We start from the raw sequence: 12,183 nt of genomic DNA, 5'->3' as shown, positions 1-12,183 counted from the left end.
GGGCAGACCGGACAGGCCCTCGCTTGAACCGGCTGCACCTCATATACCTCGCCGTCTCCAGACCTCATTGTGTAACGATCAGTTAGTCCCTGGCCAGGGCGTCCGCGGCGGCACGGGCGAAGCCGTCGGGGTTGTCGAGCATGATGTTGTGCCCGGAGTCCGGGATGGGGACGACCGCCACTCCGGCCGCCTCCAGAGCCTCGGTTCCGGGGAAGTGGCCGTCCTCGGCCGGGAGTAGGTAGCTGCGCGGGATCTTCAGCTCCAGTAGCAGCTCGCGCATCGTCGGCGTCGTGCCCGCGGCCAGGTGAACGGCGCTGCGGTGCAGGGCGATGCGGCCCGCCAGCCGCATCGTGGACCACCAGTGCGCGCCGACCCGGTCTCGTACCTCGGTCCAGCCGCCGGCCAGGAACTCCTGCTCGGTATAGGCGGCGAGTCCACTGCTGCCCTCGGCGGCGGGGTGGGGCGGGATCGGGTCCAGGTTGGCGTCGACCAGCACCAGTCGGGAGACGAGGTGGGGGTGCCGGTCGGCCAGTACGATCGCGACGGCTCCGCCCATGCTGTGCGCGATCAGTTCGGCGGCGCCGGTGCCTGCCTGCTCCAGCGCGGCGGCGAGAGCGTCGGCATGAGCTTCCAGCGTGTACGAGAACTCCTCGGGCCGGTCGCTGTGCCCGTGTCCCAGCAGGTCGATCAGCAGAGACCGTCGCCCGGTGAGCAGCGGATGTACTGCGCTCGCCGCAAAGTAAGCGGGCGAAGTGGCCCCCAGCCCGTGCACGTAGACCCGGGCCGGTTCAGCCCCGGGCAGTTCGACCCAGCGGATCCGGTCGCCTTCCGGCGTGACGACGGCACTTCGCATCCTGAACTCCCCCGACTCGTTGTGGATCACGAGCGTAATGCCTCCTTGGTTCGGCCCCAATGCCCGGCCGTTCCTGTTCGCCTATACCGGCACCCACCAGAGACCGGCGCGAGGTACGGGCAGCCGTGTGACTGGCCGTCGGCTGTAACGACCTGGTGCGTGATCGCGGCGCCGATGTGATGGCCTGAGGGATGGCCGTTGTCAGGGGGTGACGGTGCGGTCGGGGACGAGACGCCTTCGGCCTGGGCGTAGGCGAAGATGTCCGCCGGAGTTCGCAGCCGGACCCGGGGTGGTCGGGCACCGTGAAGCCTCGGGCGACGGGCAGACCCCTGACGTCGCCGATCTCCCGGCTGATTGTGGAGCGGTCGACTCCCAAGAGCAACGCCGGACCGCGTGCCGCAGGTCATGGCGCAACTGGATGCGTGTGGCGCTCACTCGGTCGATGAACACGAGCCGATGCCTGGCACTCACACCGGCCGGCCGCGTACAACACCACCGGTCAGTTCCATCGGAAAATGCGTGCTTTCATTCGGCATGTACGCATCCGCACGGGGCGTGTAGCGTCGCGATCATGGAAGAGCTGACTGGAACCTCCACTGACCAGGCGCCGGCCGATCCGGCCGCTACCGACGACATGCTGGCCACTCAGCCCGTCGGTTACTGGAGCGGCCTGGCTCATTCGGCCGTCACACGGCATCTGCGCGACGCCATGGCCAGGGTCGACGTCACGCAGCCGCAGTACTGGGTACTCAACCGCGTGAACGGTGGGCCGGCGGCGCCGAGCCGCGAGGAAGTGGTCGCCCAGCTGTCGCCCCTTGCGGACGGGCAGAACGAGATCACCCGGGTCGTCGACCAGTTGCTCCACCGTGGCTGGCTGCACATCGACGCCGAGCAGCGCCTCCACCTCACTGACACCGGGCAGGCCGCCAGGGTGGGATTGCGCGAGCTGGTGACCGAGCTGCGCACCGTGGTCCACATGGGCATAAGTGACGACGATTACGTGACAGCACTCAAGGTGCTGCGCAGGATGATCGCCAACGTCGAGGGCGACAGGCACTCCTAGCCTCGCGCGACAGTTCGACGAAGAGGCCAAGTGCGGACGCTGTGCGAACCTCGACCACGCCCGGCCCGGCTTTGCCGGTGGCGTATAGACAGGCTGCCGAAACGTCAGCTGACATAGGCTCGGACCGTGAACCGCACCGATCGCCTGTATGCACTGGTCGAGGAGCTTCGAGCGGTGGCGCCACGGCCACGCAGTGCTCCGTGGTTGGCGCGACGGTTCGAGGTCAGCGTGCGGACCATAGAACGGGATCTGGAGGCGCTGAGGCAGTCGGGCCTACCGATCCGCAGTGACGCCGGTCGGGCCGGGGGATACAGCCTGGACCGGGACCGCACGCTGCCGCCCGTGACGCTCAGCGCCGCTGAGGCCCTCGCCATCAGCGTCGCGCTTCGTACGGCGGGGTCCACGCCGTTCGCGGCAGCCGCACGCCGCGCCGGTCAGAAGGTGCTGGCGGTGCTGCCCAGCGACGTGCGACAGCGGGAGGAAGCGCTCGCGCGGCTCGTATACCGGGTCGGGGACCACGCGCCAGGCGGGAGCGATGTGACGAGCGGGATCCTCGTCGAGGCAGTGGTCTCCGGACGTGTCCTTCATCTCTCCTACGCCGATCGGGCCGGCGCGGTGACGACGCGCGACGTCGAGCCGTTGGGGCTGCTGTGGGGGCCGAGCGGCTGGTACCTGGCGGCGTGGTGCCGGCTACGATCTGCGGTCCGAGGCTTCCACCTCGACCGGATCGCCTCGTTGGAGCTGTCGGACGAACGAGTGGCGTCCCGGGAACCACAGTGGAGAGCCGAGTTGAGGCGCTTGGACGCCGAACCGTTCAGTCGGTGATCTGAAACACCGACAGGACGGTGTCGCGAGGGCCGGTGATGCTGTTCCTCATGGACAACGAGAAGCGCATGATCACGTGGTGTCGCATGTGGAACGAAGATCCCGCCCTGGCATACGGCCTGATGTCCGACGATTGCGCGCAGTGGTCGAATCGCAGCGCCGACTTGGACACGGTGATCGGCCCGGAGGAGCAGGAACGGTTCGTTGCCGGGTACCGCGCCCGGCATGTGAACGTCTTCAGCCCGCGGGTATTCGTCGACGCCGGTGACCGGTTCGCATACCTGTGGGACGTACGCAAGGCCGACGGTCAGGTACTGACCGGCATCGACGTCAACATTCTCAAGGAAGACCGCATCCGGGAGAACTGGACGTTCGTGGCGGAGCGGCGTTGTGAGCAACCCGATCCAGGATCCGAGGCGGCCGGTCGAACCGACCCTGCCGCGATCGATGACCTGTGCCGGCGCTGGGTGCAGCTCCGCAACGGCCGGGCCGAGCCGGTCACGGAGGTGGTGACGGACGACTTCCACCTGTTCTGGGGGGCCGGACCGGACGGCGACGCGCACGGCCCCGCCGAGTTGGCCCACCTGATCGAGCGACAGGCCGAATCCAACAGCCCAGCCGCCTTCACGGTGCATCGGCAGCCCGTCGTCGACCTCGAGCGTGGGCACATAGCGTTTCTCTGGACGGCTGAAACCGGGGCGGACGGTGCCTCTGTCGGCGGCGTCGACCTCCTGACAGTGCGCTCCGGCCGGTTCGTGCGCGGGTGGTCACTGACGGGCACTCGTCCATTCCGGTACTGAACAAGTGCCCCAGCTACCTGATGACTTGAATCAGTTCTGAAAGATTCGGAAGGGTTCGGCGGCCTGCAAGAGATCCTGCGGCAGGTAGGGGGATTCCACGCGGATGGCCCAGCCTCGGCGGCGAGCGTGACAGGCCAGGGCGAGGATGTCGAGGTTGACGGACGCATCCGGGTCATCGGCCCGGTCGGCGACCTGGTAGTAGTCGCGGTGGGCTTCGAGCGCGTCGGCCAAGGCGAGGTTGAAGCTCTCCTCGTCACCCTCCACGAGCTGCGACAGCAGCACGGCCGGCGGCATCGCGAAGCCCCAGTCCCTGGCCTTCTCGTCCTCTTGCAACGCCCGCTGCGCAGCCGCTTCGGGGTCGGCGCCCTTCAGGTAGGAGTGGAGGGCTTCGCGGTACGCCGCGAAGGCGGAGCCATCCGGGCGGGCGAAGGTGGGGCCGGTGAGGACCAGCGGGGCGAGGTCCTCGCGTATGCCGGTGATCAAGGCGAAGGCAACGGCCGTCTGCCAGTTCCCGGCACCGAGTTCTTCGCCCCGGTCGGCCGGATAGCGCAGTGTGCGCTCGGCGATGGTCACCTCGACCTCGGAATCCGGCTCGGCCAGAGCGATGCGGAACATGGCCGCCCCCGTTCGGGAGGCCAGCCGAAGGGTTGCGAGCTGGGCGTCCGTGTCGTCGCCGGGGTTCCCCGCCCGCCACTTGAACAGGCGTGCCTGATCGTCCATGACGCTGCCGAGACGCCAGACAGCAAGGGGCTTTCCCTCGACGGCAGCGAACGCCTCCCGAAGGTCTTCCTCGTACATGGCCTCGACCCGCGGGATCCCATCGCGCTCGCAGTCCGGCCGTTCCACCACCAGCGGGCCCGCGGCAAGCGCGGCGACAGCGTCCGGCCGCCGGTTTCGGCCGAATCCGGCGACCCGCGGGCCCCGGGTCTCGAAGCCGGTGATCAAGGCGTACGGCAGGTAGTGCGTGCGGACGGCGGGCGCCCAGCCCAATGTCCGGTACGCGAGGGCGGCGAGAGCAAGGGGAACAAGGGGCAGCAGCGTGCTGGGGGAGGCGGCGGGGCCGTGGAGGTTGGCGTGCCTGGTCAGGAGATCGGCGAGCGCGGCATCGAAGGCTTCGCGGTCCTCGGCGACCAAGGCCCGCAGCGCGTGGAGCGCCGCGCTGTCCGGCCGGTCCAGGAAGGGCTCGCCGGTCTCTGCGGCGCGGGCTCGGATGCGGTCCAGCGCAGCCTCGATGGCGGTGAGCTTGGCTCGCGCGCTTGGTGGGTACTCCTCGTCGTCGCCGGTGTCGTCCAGGACCACGGCCATCAATCCGGTGGCGAGTTCTCCGGCGGGCGTGCCCTGCGCCTGCGCGGCGAACTTGTCGCGGGCGAAGTGGAAGGCCTCGCCGTGCCACTTGGCCTTGTCCGTGAGGACCGTCAGGCAGAGCGCGTCGGTCCACTCCCCGGGCGTCACGCTCTCCTCAGGGGAGTCGTCACCCGGGTCGTAGCTCATACCGAAGTTCACGTACTCCAGGAAGACGTGGAAGCTGCAGTGCGGGTGGTAGGCGGCGTAGGCGACGGCGCCGGCCGCCGCTTCGGAGGCGTCCTTCAGCGCTGCCTTGGCCTCCGCGGTGTCGAGGTCGGGTGTCTCGACGGAGAGGGCGCCCAGGTAGCCGAGGAACTCGTCGGCGATCGACTGCCATTCGTAGGTGGTAATCCGGCCGGCCCTCGACATGGAACGCACCTGGCCCCCGATGCGGTTCGTGAAGTCATCGCGCGCTGCCGACACGGCGGCCCCGCCTACCTGGTGACGCTCTATTCGCACTGCCCGCTCCTTGCTCGATCTCTGCGACAAGCCTAGATGCGAGATCTGACAGACCAGCGCCTGCCTACTGTGACCGGGGTCCGGTGGTCACCCGGCAGACCCCGGCCGGACTTCCCCGGTGCGTGCGTGTCCGGTGGCCGACGTACGTATGATCTCGCTCTCTCCCCAGAGCGAAGGTCGAGGAAGCAGTGATGCCACCCCGTAAGTCCCATGGCCGCTAGGCCGGTTGGATCGCCACCGCAGTGGCGGTGGCCCTTTCGATTCCGGTGATCGGTTCCCCCGCCCAGGCGGCCCCCGGAGACCCGGCGACCGCGTCTTCCTTCAACCTCAAGTCCGGTCCGGACCTGAGCGGTCAGGTGGCCGATCTGAAAGCGGCGTTGCCCGCACAGGGCGTGCAGGACCTGCTCGACCAGGGCAACCGGGTCGCGCGGACGGGCGCGTCGTGCACCACGGACCCGTTCGGCTCGGGCGACGACGGCAAGGTGCTGGCCCCCGCGAGGAAGCTCTGCTGGGATCCCGGCGACTCCACCACCGAGGACTGGGTACCGCAGGGCATCACCGGTGTCTCGGACGCCCAGGCCGACGAACTGTGGGGCACCCGCAAGCCACTGGTCACCGCCTGGTACGACAAGGTCGGCGGCAAGGGCGTGCGGCTGTCGTTTCTCGACCCCGAGACCGCGGTACCGGGCGACCCCGACGGCCGGCGGTACCGTCACGTCCTGTTGGTGGAGCCGTACTACAACAGCTACGGCCATGTCTCCTACAAGGCGGTCGACGTCCACGCGGGCGGCATCGCCTGGTACAAGTAACTACCTTTACGTCGCGGACACCCTCAACGGCCTGCGGGTCTTCGACATGCGTTCCCTCCTGGACCTCAACCCGGACCAGAACGCATCGGTGGACGACACCACGCTGGACGGCCTGAAGAGCAACGTCCGGGACGAAACGCAGATCGGCCGACAGAACAACGTCTACTACGGCTACACGTACCGGTATGTGATGCCGCAGGTGGCCTCGTACAAGTTCGTCAGCGCCCAGGGCAATTCCTCCGCGGGGACCTGTGCGGCCACCGGAGCGCCGAAGGCGTCCTACATCTCCGTCGACCGCAGCGCGTCCGCCGCTCCGGCTCTGATCATGGGCGAGTACTGCGACTCAGACGACGCGCACCCCGAGAAGGGCCGTGTGGGCGCGCTGCCGATCGACGACGCCACCGGCCTGCTGCGGTCGACCAACGGTGTGGTCAGCGCGACGGGTGCGTTCTACCTGCCCCGTGACCTCACCCAGGGCGCGGCACGCTACAACGGCATGTACTACTTCAACCGCAGTTGGACCACCCACAGCGGCAGCCTGCGCCGGGCGACCGTCTCCGGAGGCCGGCTGGTGGACTACGGCGCCAACATCACCAACGCGGTCGGTCCGGAGGACCTGTCCTTCGAGCACGGGCAGGGCGTGCCGGGCGGCGGTACGCAATACCTGTGGTCGCTGACCGAGCACCGCATGGATTCCACGGACCCGACCTGCACGGACCCCGGCTCCCCATGCGGCCGGGTGATCTACGCGCACCGGGTGACCGACATTCTGGCCCGGCCTTGACCGGTGCCTCACCCACCACCGCGGCGGCCGGGACATAGGCGGCCCCGGTGTCGGGCGGGCCCTGGACGTGATGTCCCTGCCGGCCGTGGAGTCCCACCACGGGGTCCTCTGCTCGTCCCGCCGGAGCGGAGACGTACCGATCCGGCGCACCGAGCTGGACCTGCCCCGTCTCGCTGAGGGGGACAGGCGGAAACTGCGATATCGCCGAAGGGCGGCGCAGTTCGTCCGCCGCCTTGCGATCACCGCCGTCGCCCTGTTGGAACAGGGCGACGGCGATCGTGCCCGGCTTCCGCTGGGCGGTCGACCGGAACCCCAAACGGATATCTCATCCGATTCGTGCTACCTTCACGTTAAGCGGATGGGTCATCCGGATCTACCGGGATGGGGGCACGTATGAAGAAGACTGCTGTGGTCACGGCGGGAACGGCCGGCATCGGTCTGGAGACGGCGCTGGGGCTGGCTGCCGCCGGGTTCGCGGTCACCGTGGTAGGACGCAACGCCGACCGGGGTGCCCGGGCGGTCGACCGGATCAACGCCACGGATCCCGAACACCCCGGGCGGTTCGTGTCCGCCGACCTTGCCTCACTCGACGAGGTGCGGGCGCTCGCCGAGCGGATCGCCGGCGACCATGCCGCATCGGGTGAGCCGCTGACCGTGCTGGTCAACAACATCGGGGCGATGTTCGCGGATCGACGGGACATCGACGGTGTCGAGGCGTCTTTCGTCGTCAACCACCTCTCGCCGTACCTGCTGACCGAACTGCTGCTCCCCACCCTGGCGGCCAGTACGCCGAGCAGAATCGTGAACGTGACCTCGGGGGCGGTGAGAGTCGCGAAGCGGGCGTTCGACGCTGTTGAGCCGCCCGGTGGCTACTACGGCTTCCATTGGTACGGCCGCGCGAAACTCGCCAATCTCGCCTACACGTTCGACCTGGCCGCGAGGCTCGACGGAACGGGTGTATCGGTGTTCGCCGCCGATCCGGGAGGCGCCGCTACCGACATGACCAAGGGCACGCTGACGGACCCGAAAATCGTCTCGCCCGCCTTGCGGATGCTGTGGCCACTGGTGCGGCGCACATTCGAACGCTCGACGTCGGGTTCGGCTTCGGTGGCTGCCAGGCCCTCGGTCCTCGCCGCCGGCGACGAGGCCCTGACCGGTCGGACCGGCATCGTCATCGGCGCGCAAGCTCGCCCCGTGACGCCGTTTCGCGCGGCAACCGATCCCCGCGTCGCCGAGGCAGTACGCCGACTCAGCGAACGGCACGCCCCCCTCTCGGCCGCATGACCGCGCATACGGTCACGACGCAGGCCGCAGGACCATCCGGATGGGCTATCCAATTAGACTGCGCTCATGACGCAGACGCCATTGCGCAAGGACGCGGCTCGCAACTGGGACCAGATCGTCGCGGTCGCACGCGGCCTGGTCGACGAGGGCACGCCGTTGCAGCTGAACGACGTTGCCCGCCGTGCGGGGCTTGGCGTCGGCACCGTCTACCGCCACTTCGCCACACCCGAAGCACTGCTGGAAACTGTCGCCACCCCCTGCCTGGAAGCCCTGACCGCGTACGGCGAGAGGGCGCTGGCCGACACCGACCCCTGGCGCGCGCTGGAGGGATTCCTGATCCGCACCGTCGAAGCGCAAGTCACCGACGCCTCGCTGTCCCCGGTCACCGCCGCGGCCACGGACGCGCTGCCGCGCACTACGGAACTCAAGAGGTCGCTCGGGTCGGCCGGGACCCTCCTCCTCGAACGGGCCCGCGACGCCGGAGCGGTCCGCCCCGACCTGGCCGCCGCCGATCTCGTCCCGCTCATGTGTGGCATCGCCTACGCCGTGAACGTCCACAGCGGCTCTTCCGCCGACCGGCTCGACACCGCGCACCGCTACTTGGCCACACTGCTCGGCGGCCTGCGAGCCACACCGCCGAACGCGTGAGCTGCCTCCGCGTCGGCGAGCGGGAGCCGGTGCCCCGCCTTGGCGGCACCGGGCAGGCACCGGGCGGTCAGCGTGGGGTTCTGAGTTGGCCGGCCGGCTTCGCCGGCGGCGGGCTGAGCCGTCAACCACTCCGCATGCTGACCGACGGGCACGCGGCCGGGGTGGGCGTCCAACGGGCCGTCGCTGCCTGGTCACCGCAGCAGGCCGCCCGGAAGCCGGCCGTGCCTGAGGGGACGCGGAGATCGTTACGGGACGACCTCAGCCCGCAGGCCAATGTGGGTTCGGCATGCCGTCATCGCTCATGTGCGCCCGCTGCCAGATCCCGTTCCAGCTGAACGGGATCTCCGGCACGAACCGGTGCCGCTGCCCGCACCGACATGGCGCCTGCACCCACGCGCACCCACGGCACACCTCGACCCAGCCGTGCCCGGTCGAACTCAGCCGCCGAGGCCCTTCATCCCCACAGGCCGGGCAGCCGGGGAGCTCGGCGCCGTCCAGAATCGCGTTCTGTCGCCGGACGTAGTCCCACAGCCGCAGCGACGGGTGGCGAAACGGGTCTTGGCGCCAGGCGTGGTCCGGGCCGTCCCACCTGCTCCGCAACCACCATGGTCGCGGGCGCGGTACAGCCTGCCGCCCGGCCCGCTTCTCCGCCCGGCGTTGCGCGGCGTACTCATCCGCTCGCGCGAGCCACAGCACCCGCGCCTCATGCAGTTCCTCCACCGCCCGCACCAGCGCGTCCGGATCCGCCTCCAGCCGCCGGGGGATCCCGGCGCTGAGCGTGACGTGGTGGTACGTCGCCCGGAAGCCGTACGGGGCGAAGAGGGTGATGCAGGTCCGCAGCGCGCTGTGCCGACGACGGAGGGGCAGGCGGGCGTCGTGCACGTGCGCTCGGTGGGTCAGGAAGCTGGTCATTTCGTGGGCGCCAGGTCCAGTGCCCGGGCCAGGGCGGCAGTGACGGCGGTGGCATGTGCCGGCAGGTGTTGTTCAGCCCAGGTTCCGGCAAGGCTGAGGAAGTCCTGCAAATCCTGCTGGGCACCGGTGACGAGCGTGCGTACCCGGTCTACCGACAACTCGATCACCGGGCTGCCGTCCGTCCCGTAGGCGTCGAGCATCAGCCGGACGGTGTCGCCAACGCGTTCGGCCACCGAGGACGGATCGTGGCCGAAGGAGGCGCAGCCGGTGCCGTCGAGCACCTCCAGCCAGTCCCGCCAGGTCTCCAGCCCGTTGCAGCAGCCCGGCTCGACAAAGACGGTGTTGGTGGCGTTGTCGGTCACCCGGAACCCGCCGGTGGCGAACGGATCAGGCATGGTGAGCAGCCCGTGCAGGAATGTGCCGAGCGGGTCGGTCGGGCGCGGCCCGGGCTCCTCCTCCGGCTCCCAGTTGTTGCAGCCGGCGATGCGCATGACCGCCGTGCCGACCTCCGCCGGAGTCAGCTTCCGGTCCAGAACGAGGTAGCCGTGCGACTCCTGCTCGCGAACCGGCCAGAGCGAAAAGTCGTCGGTGGCGAAAGTCTCCAGAACGGCTTGCATCACCATCACATGGGGATGATGCCGGCCCCATGTGCCACCCGGCCACGGGATTTGGCTGCGGTAGCCGGCTCAGGGTGACCGCTGCTGCCGGGGCGTGACTCGGGTGACGCAGCGGCTGTTGGATCTTCCCGCGATCGGAGGTCACGTTCCGCGGCAGGTCGGTATTGAGACCCGGCTGCACCGGTTCGCGGGCACGCGTTCAGCCCTTCGCTGTCGCCGTTCGGGTCCTGCGGTCGGGTGGGTGGTTGGGCGACGGGCCGCTTCGGTAGGGCTGTGCGGGCACGGGACCCGCACCGGGAAAACCGGGTGCGGCGGCTCGCTCCGCCCTGGGATCATCCCGGGATGGTCCACCGACTCGAACCCTTGGTCATCCGGCACACCCACCGCATCCCCTGCCCCACAGGACCCGTCGGGGAAGGCGCTGCCGCAGCGCGGCAGTTCGACGCCGCGCTGATGTCCGCGGGCTTCAAACTCTCGGCCGAGCTGCTCGCCCACCTCTCGGGGCTTTCCGAGGGCGCGGTCGTCGAGATCGCCGTACGGACGCTGGGCACCGTCCGTGAGATGGTCGGTGACCACGTCCGGCACAACGTGTACTTCATCGACTTCCCCGCCAATGTGCCGGACACCTACGACTTCTGGATGCGGTGCATCGCCGACGCGCTCGCCGACGACGGCACGCGCGCGAGCGTCCTGAAGCAGCTGAGCACCGGGGTGGTGAACCTGCTCACCCTCCCGTCCTACGGGAACTACCGGCACACCTACGCCGAGATGCTCGCGCACCAGGACGAGCTGATCACCGCGGCGGGAGACCGTGTGACGGTCCTCCACCTGGGTGGCGCCCTCGATGACGAAATCACCTCGCTCTACTTGGCTTTGACGGGCAGTGCCACCCCTCTCGGTGAGGACGGCCTGCGCGACCTGCAGGATCTCGCCGGCCACTGCGTCGACGGGCCGCAGCCCGAGGAGATCCCGGTACGAGAGAACCGGGCCGTGGTCAACCAGGCCCGGCTGATGGCCGGTGCGAGCCCGCTGCTGGACACGGTCACCGACGTGCTCCGCCTGGCCTGCGCGCTCGTGGGCGGTGACGTGACCCTGCAGGAGCCGACACGGCTGCGCACCCTGCCCCGATCGGTGCGCCGGGCGCTGCTCGCGGGCCTTGACGCGGTCGTCGCCGCGGCGCCGGCCAAGCTCGCCGACGTGCCCGCCGACCGCGAGATGTGGAAGCGGCTCGGCGAGCGGCTGCACCCGCACGAGTACCCGCAGTGGCCGCACGCGGCCGAGGTGTTCGCCGTCGCCCGTGGCGAGAAGACGGTGCGCTCCCTCGACGGCCGGGTCGAGGAGCTGCTCGCCCGTGGCGACACCACTGCCGCGGTCGAGCTGCTGAAGGCCGCGCCCGGCAAGCTCTTCCGCCGCCTGGACCAGCTACTGCGAGACTCCCTCACCCAGGACGAGCGCGACTTCGTCGTGGCCGCCGCCGAGCAGGTCGTAGCCGACGTCTCCGGCCGGGTGCTGCTGTCGGTGCGCCAGCACCTGCACAACCGTGAGCAGGAGACCGGCGAGCAGCGCGTGTTCGTCAACCGACTCGGCCGGGCCTGGATCACCGACGACACCCGCCGGCCGGTGTCCGCGCCCGAGCGCAAGCGACTGATCGCCGCGCTCGACACGGAGCTGCGCGGCCGGCTGCCGGCCCCGGACCACCTGCTGCTCGACCCGGACGTCCTGGACGTGGGGGTGCGGCGGGCCGGCGCGGCCCCCCCCGGAGGGGGTGGGGGTCGGGCCGCGGGC

12 protein-coding genes and 2 pseudogenes are annotated in these 12,183 nt (G+C 69.7%); 9 read left to right on the top strand and 5 right to left on the bottom strand.

Translation table 11 applies throughout. The features are described from left to right. Positions 1-82 precede the first annotated feature (82 nt). Positions 83-853, bottom strand: coding sequence for an alpha/beta fold hydrolase (locus ACFVXJ_RS25970; protein ID WP_389665217.1), 771 nt, complete (start codon positions 851-853; stop codon positions 83-85). 230 nt (positions 854-1,083) lie between these two features. Beyond that, positions 1,084-1,378, bottom strand: a pseudogene (locus ACFVXJ_RS25965) (IS5/IS1182 family transposase); the annotation flags it as partial. Positions 1,379-1,424: 46 nt separating this feature from the next. On the opposite strand from ACFVXJ_RS25965, the gene ACFVXJ_RS25960 reads away from it, so the two are divergent. The 4 genes and pseudogenes from ACFVXJ_RS25960 (at position 1,425) to ACFVXJ_RS25945 (ending at position 3,541) form a co-directional block, all read left to right on the top strand. Next, a complete protein-coding gene (locus ACFVXJ_RS25960) occupies positions 1,425-1,916 on the top strand; it encodes a MarR family winged helix-turn-helix transcriptional regulator (protein WP_389665181.1) in 492 nt (163 codons plus the stop codon). Positions 1,917-2,042: 126 nt separating this feature from the next. Then, a pseudogene (locus tag ACFVXJ_RS25955) lies at positions 2,043-2,168 on the top strand (transcriptional regulator); the annotation flags it as partial. Between the two features lie 90 nt (positions 2,169-2,258). Beyond that, positions 2,259-2,741, top strand: coding sequence for a helix-turn-helix transcriptional regulator (locus ACFVXJ_RS25950; protein ID WP_389665215.1), 483 nt, complete (start codon positions 2,259-2,261; stop codon positions 2,739-2,741). Positions 2,742-2,791: 50 nt separating this feature from the next. After that, a complete protein-coding gene (locus ACFVXJ_RS25945; protein ID WP_389665179.1) occupies positions 2,792-3,541 on the top strand; it encodes a nuclear transport factor 2 family protein in 750 nt (249 codons plus the stop codon). A 30-nt stretch (positions 3,542-3,571) separates the two neighbouring features. On the opposite strand, the gene ACFVXJ_RS25940 is transcribed toward ACFVXJ_RS25945, so the two are convergent. Beyond that, positions 3,572-5,254: an Imm49 family immunity protein gene (locus tag ACFVXJ_RS25940; protein WP_389665177.1), complete on the bottom strand. Its 1,683-nt coding sequence runs from the start codon at positions 5,252-5,254 to the stop codon at positions 3,572-3,574. A gap of 338 nt (positions 5,255-5,592) precedes the next feature. On the opposite strand from ACFVXJ_RS25940, the gene ACFVXJ_RS25935 reads away from it, so the two are divergent. The 4 genes from ACFVXJ_RS25935 (at position 5,593) to ACFVXJ_RS25920 (ending at position 8,869) form a co-directional block, all read left to right on the top strand. Then, positions 5,593-6,153, top strand: coding sequence for a hypothetical protein (locus ACFVXJ_RS25935; RefSeq protein ID WP_389665175.1), 561 nt, complete (start codon positions 5,593-5,595; stop codon positions 6,151-6,153). A gap of 46 nt (positions 6,154-6,199) precedes the next feature. Further along, positions 6,200-6,937, top strand: coding sequence for a hypothetical protein (locus ACFVXJ_RS25930; protein WP_389665173.1), 738 nt, complete (start codon positions 6,200-6,202; stop codon positions 6,935-6,937). 393 nt (positions 6,938-7,330) lie between these two features. Next, complete coding sequence (locus ACFVXJ_RS25925) at positions 7,331-8,221, top strand: SDR family NAD(P)-dependent oxidoreductase (RefSeq protein ID WP_389665171.1); 891 nt, start codon at positions 7,331-7,333, stop codon at positions 8,219-8,221. 66 nt (positions 8,222-8,287) lie between these two features. Further along, entirely contained in the window at positions 8,288-8,869 is a 582-nt protein-coding gene (locus ACFVXJ_RS25920) for a TetR/AcrR family transcriptional regulator (RefSeq protein ID WP_389665169.1), read from the top strand. A 258-nt stretch (positions 8,870-9,127) separates the two neighbouring features. Here ACFVXJ_RS25920 and ACFVXJ_RS25915 read toward each other — a convergent pair whose 3' ends face one another. Beyond that, positions 9,128-9,781, bottom strand: a complete 654-nt coding sequence (locus ACFVXJ_RS25915; protein WP_389665167.1) for a hypothetical protein — start codon at positions 9,779-9,781, stop codon at positions 9,128-9,130. After that, positions 9,778-10,404 carry a hypothetical protein gene (locus tag ACFVXJ_RS25910; RefSeq protein WP_389665214.1) on the bottom strand — a complete coding sequence of 209 codons (627 nt, stop codon included), beginning with the start codon at positions 10,402-10,404 and terminating at the stop codon, positions 9,778-9,780. Before ACFVXJ_RS25910 ends, ACFVXJ_RS25915 begins: the two co-directional genes overlap by 4 nt. A gap of 336 nt (positions 10,405-10,740) precedes the next feature. Here ACFVXJ_RS25910 and ACFVXJ_RS25905 point away from each other — a divergent pair. Continuing rightward, the coding region (locus ACFVXJ_RS25905; protein ID WP_389665165.1) for a hypothetical protein at positions 10,741-12,183 on the top strand (1,443 nt) is incomplete at its 3' end.

The sequence above is a fragment of the Streptomyces sp. NPDC058279 genome, from assembly GCF_042881255.1.
GTDB lineage: Bacteria > Actinomycetota > Actinomycetes > Streptomycetales > Streptomycetaceae > Streptomyces.
This window is presented reverse-complemented; position numbering and strand designations above follow the sequence as displayed.

Coding starts and splice junctions, on each gene's coding strand:
- ACFVXJ_RS25970 (WP_389665217.1), bottom strand. CDS start 853: ATGCGAAGTGCCGTCGTCACGCCGGAAGGCGACCGGATCCGCTGGGTC.
- ACFVXJ_RS25960 (WP_389665181.1), top strand. CDS start 1,425: ATGGAAGAGCTGACTGGAACCTCCACTGACCAGGCGCCGGCCGATCCG.
- ACFVXJ_RS25945 (WP_389665179.1), top strand. CDS start 2,792: ATGGACAACGAGAAGCGCATGATCACGTGGTGTCGCATGTGGAACGAA.
- ACFVXJ_RS25940 (WP_389665177.1), bottom strand. CDS start 5,254: ATGTCGAGGGCCGGCCGGATTACCACCTACGAATGGCAGTCGATCGCC.
- ACFVXJ_RS25930 (WP_389665173.1), top strand. CDS start 6,200: ATGCGTTCCCTCCTGGACCTCAACCCGGACCAGAACGCATCGGTGGAC.
- ACFVXJ_RS25925 (WP_389665171.1), top strand. CDS start 7,331: ATGAAGAAGACTGCTGTGGTCACGGCGGGAACGGCCGGCATCGGTCTG.
- ACFVXJ_RS25920 (WP_389665169.1), top strand. CDS start 8,288: ATGACGCAGACGCCATTGCGCAAGGACGCGGCTCGCAACTGGGACCAG.
- ACFVXJ_RS25915 (WP_389665167.1), bottom strand. CDS start 9,781: ATGACCAGCTTCCTGACCCACCGAGCGCACGTGCACGACGCCCGCCTG.
- ACFVXJ_RS25910 (WP_389665214.1), bottom strand. CDS start 10,404: ATGGTGATGCAAGCCGTTCTGGAGACTTTCGCCACCGACGACTTTTCG.